17 protein-coding genes are annotated in these 22344 nt (G+C 40.4%); 4 read left to right on the top strand and 13 right to left on the bottom strand.

Annotation, left to right across the window (positions count from 1 at the left end; genetic code table 11):
* Positions 1-66: 66 nt before the first annotated feature.
* The 7 genes from J4051_RS08915 to J4051_RS08885 form a co-directional block, all read right to left on the bottom strand.
* A complete protein-coding gene (locus J4051_RS08915; RefSeq protein ID WP_208233530.1) occupies positions 67-519 on the bottom strand; it encodes a heme-binding domain-containing protein in 453 nt (150 codons plus the stop codon).
* A gap of 67 nt (positions 520-586) precedes the next feature.
* Entirely contained in the window at positions 587-1165 is a 579-nt protein-coding gene (locus J4051_RS08910) for a DUF3347 domain-containing protein (RefSeq protein WP_208233529.1), read from the bottom strand.
* Between the two features lie 52 nt (positions 1166-1217).
* Positions 1218-3587, bottom strand: a complete 2370-nt coding sequence (locus tag J4051_RS08905; RefSeq protein ID WP_208233528.1) for a multicopper oxidase domain-containing protein — start codon at positions 3585-3587, stop codon at positions 1218-1220.
* A 51-nt stretch (positions 3588-3638) separates the two neighbouring features.
* Positions 3639-4877, bottom strand: a complete 1239-nt coding sequence (locus J4051_RS08900; RefSeq protein ID WP_208233527.1) for a TolC family protein — start codon at positions 4875-4877, stop codon at positions 3639-3641.
* A 5-nt stretch (positions 4878-4882) separates the two neighbouring features.
* A complete protein-coding gene (locus J4051_RS08895; RefSeq protein WP_208233526.1) occupies positions 4883-8683 on the bottom strand; it encodes an efflux RND transporter permease subunit in 3801 nt (1266 codons plus the stop codon).
* A gap of 118 nt (positions 8684-8801) precedes the next feature.
* Positions 8802-9218 (bottom strand): HYC_CC_PP family protein, encoded by a 417-nt coding sequence (locus tag J4051_RS08890; RefSeq protein WP_208233525.1) that lies wholly within the window; start codon positions 9216-9218, stop codon positions 8802-8804.
* A 97-nt stretch (positions 9219-9315) separates the two neighbouring features.
* Complete coding sequence (locus tag J4051_RS08885) at positions 9316-9798, bottom strand: glutathione peroxidase (protein ID WP_236027321.1); 483 nt, start codon at positions 9796-9798, stop codon at positions 9316-9318.
* Between the two features lie 512 nt (positions 9799-10310).
* Here J4051_RS08885 and J4051_RS08880 point away from each other — a divergent pair.
* The gene (locus J4051_RS08880) at positions 10311-10658 is read left to right on the top strand and encodes a DMT family transporter (protein WP_236027320.1); all 348 of its coding nucleotides are present in this window, start codon (positions 10311-10313) and stop codon (positions 10656-10658) included.
* 277 nt (positions 10659-10935) lie between these two features.
* Here J4051_RS08880 and J4051_RS08875 read toward each other — a convergent pair whose 3' ends face one another.
* From J4051_RS08875 to J4051_RS08860, 4 genes are all read right to left on the bottom strand, one after another.
* Positions 10936-12033 (bottom strand): ABC transporter ATP-binding protein, encoded by a 1098-nt coding sequence (locus tag J4051_RS08875; RefSeq protein WP_208233523.1) that lies wholly within the window; start codon positions 12031-12033, stop codon positions 10936-10938.
* Between the two features lie 95 nt (positions 12034-12128).
* Complete coding sequence (locus J4051_RS08870; RefSeq protein WP_208233522.1) at positions 12129-13754, bottom strand: ABC transporter permease; 1626 nt, start codon at positions 13752-13754, stop codon at positions 12129-12131.
* A gap of 58 nt (positions 13755-13812) precedes the next feature.
* The gene (locus J4051_RS08865) at positions 13813-14844 is read right to left on the bottom strand and encodes a Fe(3+) ABC transporter substrate-binding protein (protein WP_208233521.1); all 1032 of its coding nucleotides are present in this window, start codon (positions 14842-14844) and stop codon (positions 13813-13815) included.
* A gap of 124 nt (positions 14845-14968) precedes the next feature.
* Positions 14969-15871, bottom strand: a complete 903-nt coding sequence (locus tag J4051_RS08860) for an EamA family transporter (protein WP_208233520.1) — start codon at positions 15869-15871, stop codon at positions 14969-14971.
* A 440-nt stretch (positions 15872-16311) separates the two neighbouring features.
* Here J4051_RS08860 and J4051_RS08855 point away from each other — a divergent pair, with 440 nt between their 5' ends.
* The 3 genes from J4051_RS08855 (at position 16312) to J4051_RS08845 (ending at position 20168) form a co-directional block, all read left to right on the top strand.
* Positions 16312-17931 carry an FAD-binding protein gene (locus tag J4051_RS08855; protein WP_208233519.1) on the top strand — a complete coding sequence of 540 codons (1620 nt, stop codon included), beginning with the start codon at positions 16312-16314 and terminating at the stop codon, positions 17929-17931.
* A 15-nt stretch (positions 17932-17946) separates the two neighbouring features.
* Positions 17947-19674 carry a thiamine pyrophosphate-binding protein gene (locus J4051_RS08850; protein ID WP_208233518.1) on the top strand — a complete coding sequence of 576 codons (1728 nt, stop codon included), beginning with the start codon at positions 17947-17949 and terminating at the stop codon, positions 19672-19674.
* A 101-nt stretch (positions 19675-19775) separates the two neighbouring features.
* Positions 19776-20168, top strand: coding sequence for a hypothetical protein (locus tag J4051_RS08845; protein ID WP_208233517.1), 393 nt, complete (start codon positions 19776-19778; stop codon positions 20166-20168).
* An 86-nt stretch (positions 20169-20254) separates the two neighbouring features.
* On the opposite strand, the gene J4051_RS08840 is transcribed toward J4051_RS08845, so the two are convergent.
* Both J4051_RS08840 and J4051_RS08835 read right to left on the bottom strand, forming a co-directional pair.
* Positions 20255-21400 carry a Gfo/Idh/MocA family protein gene (locus tag J4051_RS08840; RefSeq protein WP_208233516.1) on the bottom strand — a complete coding sequence of 382 codons (1146 nt, stop codon included), beginning with the start codon at positions 21398-21400 and terminating at the stop codon, positions 20255-20257.
* Between the two features lie 171 nt (positions 21401-21571).
* On the bottom strand, positions 21572-22336 hold the full coding sequence (locus tag J4051_RS08835) for a 3-keto-disaccharide hydrolase (RefSeq protein ID WP_208233515.1): 765 nt from the start codon (positions 22334-22336) through the stop codon (positions 21572-21574).
* Between the last annotated feature and the right edge of the window lie 8 nt (positions 22337-22344).

Below are 22344 nucleotides of genomic sequence, written 5' to 3'. Positions count from 1 at the left end.
AATATGAAAAGCCTATGGATTAGAACATTATATTTTCGGATTATCATCCATCCGTGTTCAACTTGATTATAAGCTATCCTGAACGTTTTTCATATATTCAATTATACGCTGCTTTTCAACGTCTGATAAAATGGCATCCCTATGAAACAATGTGTAAGAGAAAAGAGGCATCTCATCATCTCTAATTTGGCTCATGATAGATTTTAGCTTGCTATTTTTTCTACGATTTGAATATGCGTCCCATTCACTGAAATTTAATTCCTTTTTCCCTTCCATTATATGGTCCTCTAAAAACCAAGCAATGGGCTGAATTCTGTTATACCACGGGTAAGCTGTATCGTTACTGTGGCAATCATAACAGGACACCTGTAATAATTTACCAATATTTTCCGGGGTATTGTTTACCAATAAAAAATCGGTTTTTGGTACAAGGTCGCTCTGGTTGCGCTCTGTAGGCATAAACTGTATGCCTATAAAGACTACCAATAAAATGAGTGCTATGATTTTCAGTATTCTCATTAAATCATTTTCATTAAGCCTACAAGGACCCCGCTAAAAGGCGGGGAATACCTTACAGGTTAATTTATTAATTTATCTCTTTTTGTACTTCCCCACATTTCATCATTTTGCTACCGAAGTAAGGATTTCTTATTTCCTTTTCCATGCTCAACCAAGCACCACCTTCACCATACATTGGGCAAAATTGTTGGTAAAGCGTATTTTCTGTACCGGTTATAGCCACCATATCTGTTACATCCTGAGTTAACATCTGAAAATGTTCACGTTGGTGCGCCATGTCACTTCTGCCAATATGCTCTGCATGCTCTGTTGAAGATTCAACAATTTCTTTCAGTTCCTTTTGTTGATCAGAAGTATAGCTATCTAATTTAATACTTTTTAATGTACTTTCAAGTTTCTTTCCAGCCTCTGCCGCAGCTTTTCCATCGGTTGCAACTAAAGCATCTTTAAGCACCATATAATCAGCCAATACTTGTTGGGATTCAGGATTTTGTGCATTAGACTTAGATGTACTTGCTTGCTCTTGGCTCACTTCAGAGTCCATTGTAGCACTTGAATCTTCCTTCTGGCCGTCTTTACAAGACATTGCTGTTAGGCCTACAAAAGCCATTGCCAAAATTGTTGTTGTTACTCGTAAATTCTTCATTTTGATTTTGATTTAAATTAATACTTGGTTTTAACTGATTTATAAAGTTTTATTAGAATCTCACTGACAGTCCACCACCTGCACCAAAACGGTTGTCGTAGCTTGCCATCAATGAAAAGTCTCGTGATAAAAAATATTCTACTCCCGCATTCCAGGTCACTTCGTTTGCGTAATTATTTCCGAATGGAAGGGTATCAACCCATCCAAAATCTGCCTGATATTCATACCTTCCAAAAATGGCTGTTCTTGGAAAAATCAATAGTTCACGGGTCAAGCTAATTTGTGGTCTCAATTTGCTGTCGATACGGACATCAAGATTGAACAGATACGGTGTTAAAAATCGAATCCCAGCGACTGCTGTAGTCGAAATATCATCCATACTGTCTACCATTTCATTTTCAGCTTTCACCCCACCGAACACTCTAAAATAATCGTGTAGATAACGTTCATAGGTCACTTCAGCTTCTAAATTTTGGTTCCAGCCGTATTCTGCGGAAATATTGAATTGGTTTCGAATATTGGATGTAACAAACTTAAATGAAGCCATATGTGAGGCTGCCTCAAGCATCGACCAAGCATAAAACTCGTCTGCTTCCTTGATTAAATGCTTTTCTGGATGCTCTTCCATTCTTGGGTCACGTGGCGTCTCATAACTCACCACTCGTGCCATTCCACTCATCATATGATACAATATATGACAGTGAAAAAACCAATCGCCATGTTCATCGCCTTCGTTTCCGCTGAATTCTATGGTAACTTCCTGCATCGGGGCAACGTTTACAGTATGCTTTAAAGGGGAGTATTCCCCATTTTTATTGATAACTCTGAAAAAATGACCGTGTAAGTGCATTGGATGATGCATCATAGTAAGGTTATTGAAAGTTATTCTGGTCACTTCCCCATTATTTATTTTGATTCTATCAGCTTCACTCAAGGGAACACCATTCATACTCCAGATGTAACGGTTCATATTTCCAGTGAGGTTCAAAAGGATTTCCTTAACAGGAAGTTCCTTATCGTAGGTAGTTGGTTTTGGCGATTTAAGATAATCATAATTGTATTCTGAAAACATGCCTGCCCGTCCGGCAGGCGGGCCCATACCTTCCATCCCTGCCTTGTCGGCAGGCAGGTCTGAATGATCCATTGCCATTCCCTTTTCAGCTTCAGTGGAATCCTTTTTCATTGCCATTTTGGAATGGTCCATCATATCGTTCATTGTAGAATCTTTCGGCATTTTCATTTTCACATCCTCCATGTTTGAGTCATCCATTTTCATTCCGTCCATCTGCATCCCAAACTCTTTCTTCATTTCATAACGCTCATCTTTCTTGGGACGGAATTTCAAGGCGTGTGCCCCCATTTTCATATCCATTTTTGCCATCTCCTGCATCATCTCAATCTTATCGGGTTTTGCGATAATTTCTGCTGGAAGTACTTTTCCTTTTCCAAAGTACGCTGTAGCTATCCCAGAACCATCCTGTGCCATTGCCCGTAATTCAACCTTCCCATGATGGGGAATAGTGATTATAAAATCATAGGTTTCGGCTGTAGCTATGAAGGTTTTAGGATGTTCAACGGGAACAACATCCACACCATCAGCAGACACCAATAAAGGAGTTTCGCCACCAATTGTCATCCAAAATTGCGAGGAGGCGGAACCATTAATGACCCGCAATCGCACCTTCTCTCCGGGTTTGTAATCGGAGTATTCTACTGATTTTTTACCATTGACCAAAAAAGCAGGATAATAGACATCGGCTATGTCTGCACCACCCATCCGTTGTCTCCAGAAATCGAGCTGTGCACCCAAGGCGCCACGTGCAATAACCTTATTCAAAGGTGTTGCCGTTCCCTTCTTCATTTGATACCATTCGTTACCGCGCTTGAGATTTTTCATGACGCTGTGTGGATTCTCATTGGTCCAATCAGATAACATGACAATTAAATCATAGTCATAATCCAAGGTTTTTTCCTTTGGATGGATCAGCAAGGAACCAAAAACGCCACTTTGCTCTTGAAGCATGGTGTGGGAGTGATACCAATACGTACCCGACTGTCTGATTGGAAATTCATATTTAAATGTGGTTCCAGCTTTGATAGGAGGTGTTGTTAAATAAGGTACACCGTCAAAAAAATTGGGCAACAAAAGTCCGTGCCAGTGAATTGAGGTTTCAACGCTCATTTCATTTTTCACGTAAATTACCGCGTATTCGCCTTCCGTAAACTCCAAAGTTGGTCCTGGAATGGTTCCATTGACGGTCATTCCCTTAACCTGTTTTCCTGTTTTATTGATCAATTCTTCCTTGATCACCAAGGTATATTCACGAACCGGAAGATTATCAGAATTACTTTTCACAATTTGTGCAGTTACTTGTCCACAGCCTATTAAAAGCAATATTGTAAAGAATTTTAGATGGTTCATTTGTTATTAATTTTAAATTATTGGGTAACTGATTTCATTGATAAATAGTCATCAATTTGTTCCCATAAAATAATTGATAATGCTCACTTGATTAAAATAAGCCCCGATCGCTTCTATGCGATTTATTTGAAAATTCAACTGCAATTCCTGCACATCTAAAACTTCTCTAAAATCGATGGTACCAGTTTCATAATTCTTGAGCAAAATCTCGTTTGCATTCTGCGCTTGAATTAGATTCTTCTCTTGGGTCTCAAAGCTGATGCGTGCTGCATTTCTGTTTCGCACAGCTGTCTGCAATTGTGCTATCAAGGAATTTTGTGATCCCTGTTTTTGAATATCCAACTCCTCATGCTTTAGGTTGTTCTGTTTCGCGATGGATTTATATTTCTTATTGAATATTGGTATCGAAAGCGTTACCATCGGCATCAACATGTTAGGTGCTTCGTTGTATAGCATATACTCCATCCCTACCCCAAACCCCGGTGCACTCTCTTTTTTATTGAGCGCATCGGCTTGGGAAACCACCTTGTTCAGTTCCTCAAATTTTCGCAATTCGGGATGCAAACTAAGACTGGCAAAATCAATGTCACTATCCTTTTCAGGCATGATTAAGCTATCTACAATTGAGATCTGGGCTATTTCGTCACGGTTCATTATCTTATTGAAAGCCGTCAGTTCTGCGGCGTAATCCTGCTCCAACACTAATTTTCGTTCCATCAGCTCATTTTGTCGCATCTGCAGTCGCAACACTGAAACGGCAGAAGCTTGTCCCACCTCCACAGAGGTTAATGCCATCCGCTCATAAACCTGCAACAGCTTGATATTGGAATCCAATACCTCTTGCTTTTTTTCTATTTTATATAAGCGGTAATAGGATTGCGACAAGACCATGGCGATTTTTCTTTTGGCGATTTCGATCTCCAAAAAATCCGCATCGGCCATTGCCGCGGCATAGTCGCCACGAGCAGAAACAGTTCCAAACCAAGGCAGCATTTGCATCACTGAAAACTGCCCTTGTTGCATCATGGGCATCTCGCTTCCGATCATATAACCTCCTGAAAACTCGGTATTAGGAAGTGTGTTGGTTTCCGATATCTTTTCCGTAGAAATAGCATATTGCTTTTCTACGGCCTGAATATTCGGATTGTTAATTATAGCCTCTTCAACATAGGTTTCCAATTGCTGACCTTGAGAAGACCAACCAAAAAATAGCAGCGTCACAAGACATAGACCCCCAACACGGAACTGCTGAAAACGCAAACGAATAGTTGTATTTAAATTTAGATTCATTATTTCTATTGTTTTTTAAGGATTCTTAGCCGTCTTTTCAATTTTGCTTCCCGTCTCCAACTGAACAGTACAGGCACTACAAAGAGCGTTATCAACGCAATCAACATGCCGCCAAAACTTGGAATGGCCATTGGGATCATGATATCACTTCCCCGGCCCGTAGAGGTCAATATTGGCAACAAGGCCAAAATAGTGGTGGCCGTAGTCATCAAAGCGGGACGTATTCTTTTATTTCCTGCTTCTACTACAGATGCACGGATTTCCTTGACATCTTCAGGGTCGTTTTTATCAAAAGTTTGGGTGAGATACGTTGCCATCACTACGCCATCATCCGTGGCAATCCCAAAGAGGGCAATAAATCCTACCCAGACGGCAACACTCAGATTAATGGGATGCATTTGGAACATGTCCCGCAAGTTTTCTCCAAAAAAGGTGAAATTTAGGAACCAATCCTGACCGTAAAACCAGATCAGCAAAAATCCGCCAGCAAAAGCAACGGTGATTCCTGAAAATACTATCAGTGAAGTAAATACAGAACGGAACTGGAAATAAAGGATTAAAAAGATGATCCCCAAGGCCAGAGGCACAATTACGGAAAGTGTTTTTTCGGCGCGCAATTGGTTTTCATAAGTTCCCGTAAATTGATAATTGATCCCTTTTGGAACAGTGAGTTCTCCACTGGCGATCTTTTCTTTGATCAACGCCTGTGCATTCTCAACGACATTGACTTCTGCGTAGCCCTCCAATTTATCGAACAATACATAACCCACCAAAAATGTGTCCTCACTTTTGATCATCTGCGGCCCCTGCTCGTAGCGTATTTCTACAAGTTCTCCCAATGGAACTGGATTGCCTTTTTCGACCGGTACATAGATATTCTTAAGATCTTCCGGGTCAGCCCGTAACTCGCGTGGATAGCGCACCCGCACGTCATAACGTTCTCTTCCTTCCACCGTTTGGGTCAATGGCATCCCTCCGACTGCAACTTGCAAAATTTGCTGCACATCTTCTATGGACACTCCATATCGCGCCAAGCGATCTCTTTTAATATCTATTAACATGTAAGGTTTTCCTACAATTCGATCGGCAAAAACAGCTTCTACTTTTACGCCTTCGGCATGTTTCAAAATCTCCTCCAGTTCAATTCCAAAGGCTTCAATCTTTCTAAGGTCCTGTCCTTTCACTTTAATGCCCATCGGCGCTCGCATTCCAGTTTGCAACATGACCAATCGGGTTTCGATGGGCTGCAATTTTGGAGCGGAGGTGACACCAGGGATTTTCGTTACCCGAACGATCTCATTCCAGATATCATCAGGGGATTTTATTTCAGGTCGCCAGTTGCGATAAAACTCCCCATCATTATCAGGAACAAGATCTTGTTCTTTCACAAAAAATGCATCCTGAGTTTCTGAATTCTCAGTAGTGCCATTTTTAGCGGCTTCACTATTTGGATTGAGAGCAAGCCTGCCGTCCTTAAGAATAAACAATCCATCGGTATTGACTTTAAACCTTTGGCGCTTTCCATCTTTATTTAGTGCGTATTCCGACTTATAGAGAATGATATTTTCATACATGGCCAATGGTGCCGGGTCAAGTGCTGAGTCGGTTCGACCTGCTTTCCCAACAACGGTTTTAATCTCTGGAATGCCCGCCACGGCCATATCCAATTGCTGTAGTACGCGTTTGTTCTCTTCCACCCCAGAGTGTGGCATAGAGGTTGGCATCAATAAAAAGGAACCTTCATTTAAGGATGGCATAAATTCCTTGCCTGTATTTTGCCAAATCATAATTCCAAAAACAACGATAAGAGCTGGTATAGACAGGAACACTAATTTATTGCGAAGTGCCCAACCAAGGATCCGGGTATAGTAATGCATAAACAACCAGAATACGCCCAAAAGACCAAAACAGATCAATCCAACAAATATAAGGTTCCAGAAGATGCTTTTATCCACGCCAAGTGGACGCCAGAATTCTGCCAACAGGAAGATTACAGCCAAGGCCGAAATAAATATATTGATGCTATTGGCACGCTCATCAGTTAGTGTTAACCTGTTAGATATTTTAGAAGCAATCTTCTCATCTTTTAAAAGTCCGGTAATACCGAATCCAATTAAGATCAGGCCCAACCAATACCCAAAAACTATGACAGCAATGCCTATGATGATCAATAATCCGCTAACTGTAGTTGTAGTTACCTTTTTTAAACTTGTTCTTCGGAACAAGTAGGCCGCAAACGGCGGGATCAGAAATAGCGCCACGATAAATGAAGCGGTAATGGCCATGGTTTTCGTAAAGGCCAAGGGTCTGAATAATTTTCCTTCCGCACCGATCATCGTGAACACTGGAACAAAGCTAATAATAGTCGTCAATACTGCAGTAAGAATAGCACTGGAAACTTCGGCACTTCCCTCGTAGACCACTGTATTGATCGATTTTTTAATGCCTGTCAGGCTATAGCGTTCTTTTTCCTCATCGAGATGTCGGATGATATTTTCGGTAAGGATGATCCCAATATCCACCATGGTCCCAATGGCAATGGCAATCCCGGATAGCGCCACAATATTGGCATCCACATTAAAGAACTTCATCGTGATAAATACCATTAAAACCGCAACGGGCAAGAGTCCAGAAATAAGTACGGAAGCTCTTAGATTGAAAACCATCACGATAATCACAAAGATGGTAATGAGGATTTCCAGGCTTAAAGCTTCATCAAGCGTGTCCAAAGTTTCCTGAATAAGTATCGAACGGTCGTAAAAAGGAACTACGGTAAGTTGGGATATTCTACCATCAGAAAGTTCCTTGGAAGGCAGACCGGCTTTAAGTTCTTCCAGCTTTAACTTGACATTGTTGATCACCTCCATTGGATTGGCACCGTAGCGCGCCGTAACAACGCCACCGACAACCTCAGCACCTTCCTTGTCTAAAATCCCTCTTCGAGGAGCAGGGCCTAAGCTGACGTTTGCGATATCCTTTATCCGTATGGAGGTATAATTTTCGGAGGTCACCACGGCATCTTCAATATCTGCAACGGACTTGATATATCCGAGACCTCGAACCAAGTATTCCACCTGATTGATTTCCATGGTCTGGGCACCAATATCCTTATTGCTTTCTTTGACCGCTTTGACAATTTCAGACAAACTGATATTGTATTGGCGCATCAACTCTGGTTTCACATCAATTTGATATTCCTGCACATAGCCTCCAATAGACGCCACTTCAGAAACGCCACTTGCCGAAGAAAGTGCATATTTCACATAATAGTCCTGAATGCTTCTGAGTTCGTGAAGATCCCAACCTCCCGTAACGTTGCCATCTTTATCGCGACCTTCCAAAGTGTACCAGTACACCTGGCCTAATCCTGTGGCATCTGGGCCCAAGGATGGGTTGACACCATCGGGAAGCAGACCCGAAGGTAAGGAATTGAGTTTTTCCAAGATGCGGCTACGGCTCCAGTAGAACTCGACATCTTCTTCAAAAATGATATAGATGCTCGAAAAGCCGAACATGGAAGAACTACGGATCGTCTTTACTCCTGAAATGCCCAGTAACGTCGTGGTAAGTGGATAGCTTATTTGATCCTCTATATCTTGTGGGGAGCGCCCTTCCCATTGGGTATAAACGATTTGTTGGTTTTCGCCAATATCAGGAATGGCATCAACGGCGACAGGATTGCTGGGAAGAAAGCCAGTATCCCAGTTAAAAGGCGCATTGACCACACCCATACCTACGAAGAGGGCGAGTAATAGAACTGCGACGAGTTTATTCTCTATGAGAAATTTTATGCTTTTATTTAGCATGAATTGTGATTATTAAACAGTTGAACTTCGTGTTACATGCTGATTAAATCAGAATTGAACACAACAAAATGTGCCCAAAACGGAATCACCGCAGGGCAAAATTTTTACTGTCTAAAAATCAAATTAAATAAGTCTCGTGTAGCTTTTGTATATCCCGTATGAGAAAGGGAGGATTATAGTCTTTAAATGGAATGATGTTTTCATCGAGTCCTTCAAAAAGATTGATATACGAATAGAAAAAAGAGGCAACAAAAACTTGTTGCTCTAAATTTAAAGTGTCGAATGTTAATTTCAAATCATCCTGACCTTCCATGACGATCTGCAATTCTGAACAACATGATTTTTCTGTTAGTTCATTACCACAAGCTTTGGTCGGCACTTGTTTCTCCATTCCACAAGTCTCAACCTTATCGAATAAAGAAAAATCAACTAAAGTATCTCCACAATAATGCATATCTACAGTGAACGACATCGTAGTAAATAATACTAAAGTCGCAAGAGTAGCAGCAGTTATTTTATGGAAAAATGATTTCATAATGTCGCAAAGATATAAAATATTTCCACAGGTTATAGATTTTAAACGAAAGACAAATGTAAAATCAACTCTTTTTAAGAAAAAACACGCCCAAAAATCACCTCGTTAGTGCTTCCAATATCTCGTCACTTTGTGGTTTAACCTTACTCTCAAAAGAGGCGACGAGGCCCCCGTTCTCATCGAGGATGAATTTTGTAAAATTCCATTTAACATTGACGTCCATTACGCCATTTTGGGACTTAGAGGTCAGCCATGCGAAAACTGGAGCCATATCCTCCCCTTTAACTGAGACCTTGGCCGCCATCGGAAAACTTACGCCGTAGTTCTGTTCACAAAAGGCTGAAATCTCGTCATTGCTGCCAGGTTCCTGAGCTCCAAAATTATTGGCAGGAAATCCCACAATGACCAAATTGTCCTTATTTGAACTGTATAGTGCTTCCAGACCTTCATATTGTGGCGTATATCCGCATTTTGAAGCGGTATTTACGATCAGTATTTTCTTTCCTTTAAAATCGGAAAAATCGATCTCACCACCAGAAAGCGCTTCGACCTTAAATTGATGAATGGAATTATTTTGCATGGTTAAATTGTTTTGCGATATTAAATTAATAGAGAGAAAAAAGGTTAAAACGACTATAATATTTTTCATTTGTTTTTATGGCTAAGTTAAGAAAATCAAAGCCGCTTTCTTCTAATGTCATGTTAAAGATGACAAGGGTTATCCATCAACCATATTCCCAAACCGATTCTTGTTTTGGGAACGAATTATTATGGATTGGAATTCTAAAGTTTTATATTGGCAAACTGAAAGTCTGAATCGTGAAATAGCAGGAAAAGAAGATGAAAAAGTCATCATTACTTGTGTTTCCAATAGCCATAGAGAACCGGATTTCGACCTTTAATTAAATAAAAGTCCGACTATTATTGGGGCGTTAATTGAAACAATTGTATTTTTAAAAATGACATTTAACAGATCCTGTGTAATCGAGAACCTCAGGGCAAGACCACGAGGCATGAGTAAGGATTTATGTCTTTGATTGAGGTAAGCCTCAAAGTATTAAAACCCACTGGTGGGAATAAATTAAAACCAACATGAACATCAACTGGATCATATTGATCATTGGCGGCATCTTCGAGACCGGATTTGCCGTAAGCTTAGGAAAGGCACAACACACTTCTGGCAGGGAGATGTGGCTGTGGTTGCTTTCTTTTATCGTGTGCGTAGGCATAAGCATGTATCTCTTATTTAAGGCTATGGGCGGCGAGAATCCCATCCCTGTTGGCACGGCCTATGCCGTATGGGGCGCCATTGGAGCTGTAGGCACTGTCATTGCCGGTATTTTGCTGTTCAAGGAACCGGTGACGTTTTGGCGTATGTTCTTTATTAGCACCTTGGTCATTTCCGTAATTGGGTTACAGACGGTAAGCACTGATACTTAGAAGAAACATTGCCTCTTATAAGGTTTTTTGTACAGAAGATGAAGTTCTTGCGGCTTGTAGTCCTGAATGCTCGAGTATTATTCTATGAAATAGAAAGTTGTGGTATAAACAGATATTTATTTTAATCAATTCTCAATTTTACCTGATACATAGACTCTATAAGGCAGCTTCATGATGTTACATGATAAAAAAGGTTCAAACGTCACCATGTCGTCCTATAAAGCTTCAAAAAAAGTTTTATATGAAAAAAATCTCTCCTTCAATCGACATCACCACCCTATTCAGAATCGGTTTCCTTGACTTTGAAGTTTTTGAGTTTAAACCGTACGATATCACCAGGTTTCCAAGTTTGCACTGAAGATTTCAACAAGATACTCTGTGTTTCATCCAAAAGTTCCCCTTTACAATCATTCGCACATTTATTACATCGGTTACAGCATACTTTCAACTGCATGTGATCCCCAAGGTACATACACTGTTCCACCATGCCGCAGAGATGTGGTTCTTCGGCATTGCAAAAATCGGTTTCTTCAGCCCTGAAAAAGAGATTCACCTTATCACGATTTACGGATAACGGACAATCCTTTGGACCTCTAACAAATCCGAAGGGTGTTTTAAATCCTCCAGGAGCCACAGTAGCCACGACGTTGTTGGATTTTCCAAAAAGCTCAGCAACATAAGAAGAGTTTGGGTTATTGTATAAACTATCTGGGGTATCGAGCTGTAATAATTTCCCATTAAGCATTACCGCAATCTTATCGGCCGTGGAAAAAGCATCCTTGGTATCATGCGTCACTAAAATGGCAGTGATCCCCATGGCTTTGATGATCTGTCGCACTTCCTCGCGAACTTGGTCCCGTAAGATGGTATCTAAATTACTAAAGGGCTCATCCATCAACAATAATTCTGGTCGTGGTGCTAATGCCCGAGCCAATGCCACCCGCTGCTGCTGTCCTCCAGAAAGTTGATGTGGGTATTTCTTAACATCTTCCTTTAAGCCGGTCAATTTAATAGTTTCGAGAACGCGCTGCTCGGTCTCTTTTTTATTAAGTCCTTTTAATCCAAAGGCAACATTCTCAAAAATAGTCAAATGTGGAAACAAAGCGTAATCCTGAAAAACCATTCCGGTTTTTCGTTTATTGGTTGGTAAGGATTTTCGTCCGCTCACGATCGTTTCTCCAGCCAATACAATCGTTCCGGAATTTGGATGCTCCAATCCCGCAATTAAGCGCAACAGGGTAGTTTTCCCAGAACCGCTTTCGCCAACAAGCGCCAATATCTCACCTTTCTCCAATGAAAAAGACACTCCGTCCACCGCATAGGTGTCGGCGCTCCGATATTGTTTACTAATATTATTTAATTCAATAATCGCCATGGTCATTCCTTTTTTCTGCTTTTGTCTTCCGAAAAGATACAATTCTGTTTCTTATCTTCTCATTTCAAAAGCTATTGATCTTCATGCTTCACTCCTCATTTTTTTCTACTGATCATATTATTCAACACTATAATTGGTATCACTCCTGTTAAAACCACCACCAAGGATGCATTTGCTGATTCTGCTATCATCTCATTGGTCGCCATATCAAAGGCTTTGGTCGCCAAGGTATGGAAGTTAAAAGGTCTCAAAATCAAGGTCAGCGGCAGTTCCTTTAAGATATCTACAAAGGCCAATAATACTGCCCCCGCTATACTGTTCCTTATCAAAGGTAAGTCTATTTTCCATAAGGTCCTTAACGGCGAAGCGCCCAAGGATCGTGCCACCTCATTTACTGAGGCTCCTGTTTTCTGAAATCCGGCGTCAATAGCATTATATCCTACAGCCATAAACCGAACAATATACGCCACCACTAAGATAAACAATGTTCCTGACAATATCATCCCTAAATTATTGGAGATCGCCCAATTGATGCTCCGATCGAGGCCCATCATAGGAATCATTACTCCTACTGCAATAACCGCACCAGGGATAGCGTAGCCCAAAGAAGCGGTCCGCGCAATATGTTTCGTCCATTTTAAAGGACTTAAACGGATGGCGTACAATAAAAATATGGAGATCACCGCAATGGCCACTGCTGACCCAATCGCTAAAGAGAAACTCCTAAAAATCAAGATCCCAAACTCAGAATCTACTACATTACGCCAGGTCAGCGATACCCAGTAAAAAAGTTGTAACAGCGGAAAAATAAAACTAATCAGCAAAACCGTTAAGCAAAGCCCCGTATACAACCGTCGTGTACTTTTGTACTTAGGCCTGATCCGAAGTGCCGGTTTGGAACTCCCACTTCCAGCATTCCAATTTCGGCTCCCTCTTTGGATGTTCTCCAACCAGATCAGCACCAAAACGATAACGGTCAGAATTGCCGAGAGATAGATGGCGGTATTAATATCTCCAAAAGAAAACCACGCTCTAAAAATCCCTGAAGTAAACGTATCTACCCCGAAATATTTTACCGTACCATAATCGTTCAAAACCTCCATGCCGACCAAAGCAATTCCACCGGCAACTGCTGGTCTTGCCATAGGTAGCGCAATTTTTGTGAACATCCGCATCCGATTACTGCCCAAAAGAAATGCGGCTTCTTGCATGGCGCCGGATTGTCGTGTAAAAGATGCCCTACAGATGACATATACGTAAGGGAACAAACTTATGGACAGTATGAAAATGGCACCTGGCATATTCATAATATCGACAATGGCTCCTTTAAAATGGATGTTAAAATTATTACGCAAAAATGCCTGAACCGGTCCTGTATACTCCAAAATCCCCACATAACTATAGGCCATCATATACGATGGAAACGCTAGTGGCAGAATTAAAAGCCACTCAAAATACTTGCGACCTGGAAAATCATAAACTGAAACCAACCAGGCCATACTTACCCCAATAAGAAATGTGAATAGGCCAACTCCAAGTAACAAAAGAAAAGAATTGGCAAAATAAGACGGCAACAAGTTAGACGCAATATGTCCCCAATGCTCTCCAGGCTTATCGAAGAGCTTGATCACAATAGTAAAGACGGGAGTTAATACCAAAAGTAGTATTACAACTGCCCCGCCCGTCCACTTATTCCACCAGTAGGTGGTTTTTTTTGCCATTTAATTGTGCTAATCAATGATTTGACCTCCCTCATGAAGGTCAAAATTTATTATAACTCTATTTCCAACCAGCCTCATCAAAAACCATAACGGCTTTACTATTGTATTCGCCAAGCTTATAAAGCTCTACAGGATCGGCCTTGAAATCTCCCCAAGTCTTTAAAATTGATGCCTTAGTAGCTTTTGGATTGATTGGGTACTCGTAGTTTAAATTTGCCAAGACCTGTTGTGCCTCTTCTCCTGAAAGAAACTCCATTAACTTAATAGCATTGTCTTTGTTTGGAGCATATTTGGTCACTCCTATGCCGCTGACATTCACATGAGTTCCTCTTCCGTCTTGGTTTGGAAATATAATGCCCACACTCTCACCTGCTTTGCGCTCTTCTACATTCTCATCGTTGAGCAACAATCCTATATAATAGGTGTTTACTACTGCGATATCGGCTTCGCCAGAAGCTACCGCTTTTACTTGGTCGCGATCGCTACCTTTTGGATTTCTGGCCATATTTGCCACAACACCTTCTGCCCACTCCTTAGCCTTTTCTTCGCCATCAGCTAAGATTATGGAGGCCAACAACGATTGGTTATAGACATTTTCCGAAGAACGGATCACAATTTTACCTTTCCACTTCGGATCGGTCAAATCTTCATAGGTCTTAATATCCTCTGGATTTACTCTGTCCTTAGCAAAAGCAATAATTCTTGCCCGATAAGTCATTCCGTACCAGTGCCCCTCTTTCTCACGAAATTCTGGCGCGATATTGGCTTCAAGAATTTCAGAACGAACAGGTTGTAATAAATCTTTTGATTGTGCGCGATAAAGGCGACCCGCATCAACAGTAATCAGGATATCCGCGCTAGAATTTTCCCCTTCCGTTTCGAGACGTTGGATCAGTTCATCGGCGCTGGCGTTTACAATATTCACCTTAATACCAGTCTCTTCGGTAAATTTGGTGAAAAGTTCGTCATCGGCCTTATAATGTCTGTGCGTGTAGACATTGACTTCCTCTTTTTTTGTCTTAGAATCACCACATGCCACGACTAAAGTCATTAGACAGATAGCAAATCCAAATTTTAGAATATTACTCATTATATATAGTGTTTTGATTTGATTTGCAAAGGTAATCTTATTTAGACTTATTACAAACAAGAAACAAAACGATCATTCCTATGTATGGCTTTAAGACGAAAATATTCTTTGAAAATACTGAAAATCAAGATTTTACTGACCTACTTTTTTTTCTAAAATTGATCATTACGACAGCACACAAAATAATGACAATTCCCAACCACTGTAAGTTGCTAATCTCCTCATTTAAAATCCAATAAGCACTGAGCACCGAAATCGGTATTTCCAAAGCGGCAATTATACTTCCCAGACCTGTCCCAATTATTGGAAACCCTTTATTGAACAAAATCGGAGGAAGAATAGTGCCGAAACAGCCCAGGAAAACGCCCCATGTTATCAAAATAGTCCAATTAAATTCCTGCAGAATTTGAACATTCCAAAATAGCACAATGACAACGAGCCCTCCATAGACCAGATATTGGCTCCGTACAAGATTGGGTAATTGCAGCGCGACCCGACTCGTGCCGTACATCATTCCTGTAAATGACACGGCCGCCAGCAGACCAAAGCCGATACCTTTTAGATTAAGTTCAATGTCAGTTTCAAAGATTTTAGCGGCCAACATGGTTCCGACAATGGCCACAAACGCACCAAGTATTTTTCCTCTATTGACCAAGGCACGTGCAGTAAAAAACTCCAAAACCACCCCCATCCAAATGGTCTGCATTAACAGTATGATTCCGACAGATACGGGCACATATTGAATGGATAGGTAGTAAAAACTACTGGTGAGCCCAGAGAAACCTCCAAACAGCATCAATTGAATTTTAGGATGAAGTGACTTGCTTTCAGCTTGAGGTGTTTCCGATTTTTTGGAAAACAAAAAGACCAACACACTCAATATTAAAGCTCCAAATAAGTATTGTGAAAAAGCAAGACCAGCCGTACCAATGCCCTGATTATTGGCATATTTGACAAAGGTTGCCAAAACTCCGTAACTGGTTGCGCCAATAGCAACATATAAAACACTTTTTAGCTGAGCATTCATATTTAAAAAAACAAATGGATTTACGGTTTATTCCCAATATTGGGTTTCAATACCTCGAAGTTCTTATGGCATCCCATGCGAAACTTGCGATGGCAAATCTAAACATTTCCACACGAATCTGAAGACGTCAAAACTACTCCTTTCTGATAAGACATTCTTGAGATTAAATTATTACCAGAAACCAACTAAATTTCATGCGATTTTAATATAATATGATGACCTAATTAAGTTGAAAAATGCTTAGTTTAGTGTTTAAATGCTATCATTCCATTAATTACCACTATCCATTGAAAATTTTCACTAATACCTTAAATTCAAATTCTTTTAGCAAAAGGAAGGTTTCTCGCTTCCTAAAATCGGCCATTGCTCCCGCCTACGGCGATATGTTGAAAAATGCAGCTCATGATTTAATAATTTTAGACGCTATTACGCTATAATTCATGAAGGTTCTGAACTACGAAAATATCATTGTTGGAGGAGGCTTGGCAGGAATATCAACTGCCATTGAGCTCTTAGATCATAATAAAAAAGTGCTCATTATTGAAAGAGATATTGAAGAGCATTTTGGCGGATTGGCAAAAAGATCTTTTGGCGGTATTTTGTTTTCTGGGACACCTCAGCAAAAAAAAGCTGGAATCAAAGATTCTCCCCAATTACTTTTCGAGGATTGGATGCGTTACGGCGATTTCACAAAAATCGATAGTTTAGGCGCACAATGGGCCAAATACTACTCAGACAATTCCATATCCGTCATTTATAATTGGCTTATTGCGAAAAAAGTCGACTTCCTTCCGGTGGTCAATTGGCCTGAACGCGGGATGGACGTCAAGGGAAATTCGGTACCGAGATGGCATATTACCTGGGGAACGGGTTATGATTTGACTAATAAAGTGACCAACTATTTAGTGAATCACCCAAAAAAAGAACATCTTGAAATAAAGTTTCAGCACAAGGTAGAATCCATAATTATCGACAATAAAAAAGCCGTAGGCATCGAAGTCATTGACGAGTTGACAAAAGAAAGATTCAACATCACCTCAGAAAACATCATTATTGCATCCGGTGGTATAATGGGTGGCGATTTAAAACTGGTCAAAAGTCATTGGCCTACACGATTCCAGACCCCACCAGATAGTTTATTAAATGGTTCTCACAAATATGCTGATGGCACCCTACATTTGGATTTAGATAAAAAAGGAATCCCTTCAACCCACCTCAATAAACAGTGGCATTACGCCGCTGGAATCCCCACACCCAATCCGGAGAAAGGAAAATTTAAAGATGGCTTAAGTTTAGTGCCACCCCGATCCGCCATTTGGGTGGATGCTACAGGGAAAAGGTTTAGGCCTCCGCTTGTTGCTTATACAGATACTTCGTATTTTGTTGAACATATCCTAAAAACCAAGGATCAGTACTCATGGAGTATTATGAATTGGAAAATCGCCATTAAGGAACTGGCTGTTTCGGGCTCTGATTATATGACTGCTTTTAGAAATCGGGATAAACTGAGATTAATAAAAGATGTCCTCTTTGGAAATAAAGATTTGGTCAATAGATTGATTGAAGAATCTGATCACTTTATAGTGGCAGACAATCTTGCTGACTTGGTAAAAAAAATGAATGAGCAAGACGAAAAGATCGTTGTGGATTTCGAAACTCTTGAGAAGGGTTTAAAAGCTTATGACGATGAGATCGATAGAGGCAAGAAATACTTTAACGATGAACAATTACGGCGCTTGGTGAACTTCAGATTATACAAAGCTGATAAAATAAGAACTTCAAAATTCCAAAAGATTTTAGATCCTAAAGCCGGACCATTGATTGCTGTAAAACAATACATATTAAGCAGAAAAAGCTTGGGAGGCATTCCAACAAACCTCAACTCGCAAGTGATTGATAAGAATGGTGATACGGTCTCGGGATTATACGCGGTAGGCGAATCCGCCGGATTTGGAGGTGGAGGCATTCATGGATCGAGATCCTTGGAAGGCACTTTTTTAGGATCGTGTATCTTAACAGGCAGAGTTGCCGGTGCACATATAGCAGGAATAAAACTTTAAAACGAACATTTTATTATGAAGAAAACTGGCGCATGGTTACTTGTCAAAGCATTAGAACAATTACCGATATCACACACCTTTGGCATTCCAGGAGTGCACAATACCGAAATTTATGATGAGTTAAACAAGTCTTCAAAAATCAAACCTATTCTGGTAACCCATGAAGGTGGTGGTGCCTTTATGGCCGATGCGGTCAGTCGCACCTCTGAGACTATCGGCACCATGGTCATTGTGCCAGCGGCTGGAATTACACATGCCTTAAGCGGAATAGGCGAAGCTTTTTTGGATGGGATTCCCATGCTTATTATCTCGGGTGGGATTCGGACTGATCTCAATAAAAGCTATCAGCTTCACGAATGGGATATGCATTCAGTATTGAGCGGCATCACCAAAAAAACCTATCATATAAAAAAGCATGAGGACATTATGTCCAGTGTTTTTGAGGCTTATACCATCGCAGTTTCTGGAAATCCTGGCCCTGTTTTTATAGAAATACCCACGAATATTCAAATGTTTAAAGGCGATGTTTCGGAGATTCTATCGTTTAAAAAACCAGAAATTAAACCAACAGTCACAACCGCTCAATTGGACGAAGCAATCAAGATCATTTCTAAATCTAAAAAAGTAGGAATGTTTTTAGGATGGGGCGCTAAAGAGGCAACAGCAACAAGTATCCAAATTGCCGAGAGATTAAATGCTCCGGTATCCACGACATTGCAAGGATTTAGCGTATTTCCTGGCGATCATGAATTATTTACGGGAATGGGCTTTGGCCCCGCATCTGTTCCCGCTTCGGAAAACGCTTTTAAGGATGTGGATTGTTTAATTGCGGTAGGCACACGATTTGCCGAAATTCCAACGGGCAGTTTCGGAGCAAAAGTTCCCGAAAATCTAATCCATATCGATATCGACGAAAATGTATTTGATAAAAATTATAAGAGCAAATTGGCCATTCAAGGCGATGCGAAACTGGTTTTAGACAGTTTGTTGGCAGAACTCATCAACAAGAATATCCAAAAGTCCAATCCTGATTTAATTAGTTCCATATCAAAAGACAGACAGGCCTATTACAAAGAATGGTCGGATTTTAAATTCGATCGGGTCAATCCTTATAACTTTTTCAAGAGTTTAAGAGCGCATCTCGACGACGATGCCATTACTGTTTTAGATGATGGCAACCACACTTTTTTGACAGTCGAGTTATTTCAAAATTTGAAAAGCAAACATTTAATTAGTCCCACCGATTTCAATTGTATGGGTTATTGTGTGCCGGCGGCCATTGGTGCTAAATTTGCCAATCCCAACAAACAAGTGGTCGGCATTGTTGGCGATGGTGCATTTTTGATGACCGGACTCGAATTGTTGACCGCAAAACGAAATGAACTTGGAATTGCAATTTTCGTTTTCCACGATGGCGAACTTTCCCAAATATCCCAAGGTCAAGAAATCCCTTACAATAGAAAAACAGCTACTGTATTGGGCGATTTCAATATCGATGGCATTGCACATGCGGTTGGCGCCGACTATTTAGTTATAGAAAATGACGATCAAATTGACGCCGTTATCAGTAAGGCTCTCAAAGCGGCGCAGTCAAATAAAACGGTCTTAGTTGATGTACATATCGATTATAAAAAACGCACGCGATTTACGCAAGGTGTTGTGAAATCCGTTTTAGGAAATTTTCCATTGAGCGATAAAGTTCGATTTATTGGCAGAGCGGTGAAGAGAAAGATTTTGGGATAAGAAATTATTTAACAAGGTTTCATGGCTTTTTGAAAATAAGAGTCGTTTTATTTTGAAGTTGTAGTTTATATAACGCAACCTTTCAACACAAATCCCATCTTATGAAAAACACCATTATGAAACCAAAAATCTTAATTCTAATCGGGCTTTTAATGATCATTTCTTCTTGCAAAAATGATGATGACAGTTTCCATTCTGAAATAAATGGGGATTATATCGGGATTTTTGAACGTAATGAAAATACTTCCAAGGTTGAATTGCGTTTTGACAATCGGTCATTTAATGGACAGAGTGAAATCGCTAAATTTCCAGCAATTTGCCATGGAACCTATTCAGTTTCCGGAAACACAATAAGCTTTTTTAATGAGTGCCCTTGGACCGCCGAGTTTGATTGGTCGTTGATTTTAAACGGTGAATGGACGTTTCGTTTAGGTGAAAACTCACTAACAATGATTAATCCGATTGGTGATAAGTACACTTTGACCAAACAATAAAAATATCCATCAAAAAATACTGTTAACTGTGGCTTGGATTAAAGATGAGGTTGGTAATTACGTTCTACTTTTCACATTCATAAACTTTACCCCAAGGCCACCCAAGCCGCATTCTGTTTGTCACTTTCAACGGCCGCATAAATAAACTGTACGCCTCTAATGCCGTCGTACACGGTAGGATAATCGGGTGTTTCAATTTTCGTATCCGTAAGGGATGCATTTACATGTGTGGCAAAGTTCTTATAAACATTGGCAAAGGCTTCCAAATAGCCTTCCGGATGACCAGCAGGAATGCGAGAGGCTGCTAAAGCCAATGGATAAAGCTCATGTCCGTTAGGTGTTAAAATCATTTTTGGCTTATCTATCCACCTCGTCGTTAATTCATTTGGATTTTCCTGATGCCATTCCAAACTGCCTTTCTCACCATAAACTCTAATCGAGAAATTATTTTCTTCTCCCACCGCAATTTGAGAAAAAGACATCGTCCCTTTTGCTCCATTTTCTAAGCGCAGTAAGATATTGCCATCATCGTCCAAGACGCGGCCTTTACCAAATTTGCCCAAATCTGCCGCCAGCTCCTTAACTTTTAACCCAGTGACATACTCTATCAAATTATGAGCGTGGGTTCCGATATCTCCCAAGGCACCACCAACCCCAGATTTTGACGGATCGACGCGCCAAGAGGCTTGTTTATTGCCTGAATCTTCAACGGCAGTTGCCATCCATCCTTGCAAATAGTGGACTTGTACTTTTCTGATCGTTCCAATATCACCATTTTCAACCATGGCTTTGGCCTGTTTCACCATTGGACTTCCTGGATAATTATGAGTCAATGCAAAATATAATCCAGTGGATTTCACCAGGCTTTCTAAAACTTTCGCTTCATCTACTGTTAAGGTCATAGGCTTATCGCACACTACATGGAACCCATTTTCCAAGGCTAATTTTGCAGGTGCAAAATGCATGTGGTTGGGTGTCACAATGCTTACAAAATCCATACGGATGTCTTCCGGTAATTCCTTTTCTTTAAGAATCATTTCTTCAAAACTACCATAACAGCGATCTTCAGGAAGTAACAGTGCCTTACCCGATGCTTCTGATTTTTCTGCAGTGCTGCTAAAAGCGCCACAGACCAATTCAATCATTCCATCAAGACCTGACGCTTTCCTGTGGACATCTCCAATAAAAGAGCCGATGCCTCCACCGATCATTCCCATTCTTAATTTTCTCATGTTTCAATACTCTATTTTGATATTTTACTTTGAATTTAAAATCATTTAAATAGAAATTCCTTGTGCGCTAGAATGATGAATCTGATGGAGTAACATGGGTTACCTATCAAAACCATTCAGGACCACGAGGAATTTCAATACGTTGAGCTTAGGTTTTCGATAAATCTTTACTTATAATTCTTTTATCTTAATATTTCTAAACCAAACATCATCTCCATGATCTTGTAAACCGATATAGCCTTCGTTGGCTACGTCTGCCCAATCCTCATTTAGTTCTGGAAATTTACTTCCAGCAACCAATGCGTTCCATTCTGGAGTCCATAAGTGGTACTCCACAACGTTGACACCATTCTGCTTGTGAACAACCGTACCATTATAAACGGTGATTTCCACTTGATTCCACTCGCCTACAGGTTTGGCGTTTTGTGGTTTTGCTGGAATCAAATCGTATAATGAGCCTGCTTGTCTGTTGCCGTCTTTACCTAATTGGGCATCAGGATGTTTGTCATTGTCCAATACTTGCATTTCGGGAGCAGTTTTCCAGACATAATCTAAATCCTCCTGTCCAAGATAGAAGATACCGGAATTACCGCCTTCAGAGATTTTCCATTCCAAACTCAAAGTGAAATTCTTGAATTTTTTATCATAGATGATGTCGCCACCGTCTTTATGGCCTGCTTCACCTCGACCTGAACCTATACAGTGGATTGTACCGTCTACAATTTTCCAAGCTTCAGGAAAGTGGTCCTTTTTGTATCCTCGCCATCCGTCTGAAGAAGTACCGTCAAAAAGAACGATCCAATCATCACTTTGATCACTTTCAATAGTTTCATTCATGGTTTCTGTTTCGGTTGTTTCTTTGGCTTTTTCTTTACAGCTCGATAAGAAAGGCATTAGTACTAAGCTAAAAATTATAATCACACTTAATTTTTTCATTGGTTTAC

The sequence above is a fragment of the Gelidibacter pelagius genome (assembly GCF_017581925.1).
Lineage (GTDB): Bacteria > Bacteroidota > Bacteroidia > Flavobacteriales > Flavobacteriaceae > Gelidibacter > Gelidibacter pelagius.
The sequence above is the reverse complement of the archived record's forward strand: the minus strand, read 5'-3'. Positions and strand labels throughout refer to the sequence as shown.

What these genes read in the sequence shown, in the direction of transcription:
- J4051_RS08910 (WP_208233529.1), bottom strand. Translation starts at nt 1,165, where the DNA reads ATGAAGAATTTACGAGTAACAACAACAATTTTGGCAATGGCTTTTGTA.
- J4051_RS08915 (WP_208233530.1), bottom strand. Translation starts at nt 519, where the DNA reads ATGAGAATACTGAAAATCATAGCACTCATTTTATTGGTAGTCTTTATA.
- J4051_RS08875 (WP_208233523.1), bottom strand. Translation starts at nt 12,033, where the DNA reads ATGGCGATTATTGAATTAAATAATATTAGTAAACAATATCGGAGCGCC.
- J4051_RS08890 (WP_208233525.1), bottom strand. Translation starts at nt 9,218, where the DNA reads ATGAAATCATTTTTCCATAAAATAACTGCTGCTACTCTTGCGACTTTA.
- J4051_RS08865 (WP_208233521.1), bottom strand. Translation starts at nt 14,844, where the DNA reads ATGAGTAATATTCTAAAATTTGGATTTGCTATCTGTCTAATGACTTTA.
- J4051_RS08840 (WP_208233516.1), bottom strand. Translation starts at nt 21,400, where the DNA reads ATGAGAAAATTAAGAATGGGAATGATCGGTGGAGGCATCGGCTCTTTT.
- J4051_RS08895 (WP_208233526.1), bottom strand. Translation starts at nt 8,683, where the DNA reads ATGCTAAATAAAAGCATAAAATTTCTCATAGAGAATAAACTCGTCGCA.
- J4051_RS08885 (WP_236027321.1), bottom strand. Translation starts at nt 9,798, where the DNA reads ATGCAAAATAATTCCATTCATCAATTTAAGGTCGAAGCGCTTTCTGGT.
- J4051_RS08850 (WP_208233518.1), top strand. Translation starts at nt 17,947, where the DNA reads ATGAAGAAAACTGGCGCATGGTTACTTGTCAAAGCATTAGAACAATTA.
- J4051_RS08835 (WP_208233515.1), bottom strand. Translation starts at nt 22,336, where the DNA reads ATGAAAAAATTAAGTGTGATTATAATTTTTAGCTTAGTACTAATGCCT.
- J4051_RS08870 (WP_208233522.1), bottom strand. Translation starts at nt 13,754, where the DNA reads ATGGCAAAAAAAACCACCTACTGGTGGAATAAGTGGACGGGCGGGGCA.
- J4051_RS08900 (WP_208233527.1), bottom strand. Translation starts at nt 4,877, where the DNA reads ATGAATCTAAATTTAAATACAACTATTCGTTTGCGTTTTCAGCAGTTC.
- J4051_RS08845 (WP_208233517.1), top strand. Translation starts at nt 19,776, where the DNA reads ATGAAAAACACCATTATGAAACCAAAAATCTTAATTCTAATCGGGCTT.
- J4051_RS08905 (WP_208233528.1), bottom strand. Translation starts at nt 3,587, where the DNA reads ATGAACCATCTAAAATTCTTTACAATATTGCTTTTAATAGGCTGTGGA.
- J4051_RS08880 (WP_236027320.1), top strand. Translation starts at nt 10,311, where the DNA reads ATGAACATCAACTGGATCATATTGATCATTGGCGGCATCTTCGAGACC.
- J4051_RS08855 (WP_208233519.1), top strand. Translation starts at nt 16,312, where the DNA reads ATGAAGGTTCTGAACTACGAAAATATCATTGTTGGAGGAGGCTTGGCA.
- J4051_RS08860 (WP_208233520.1), bottom strand. Translation starts at nt 15,871, where the DNA reads ATGAATGCTCAGCTAAAAAGTGTTTTATATGTTGCTATTGGCGCAACC.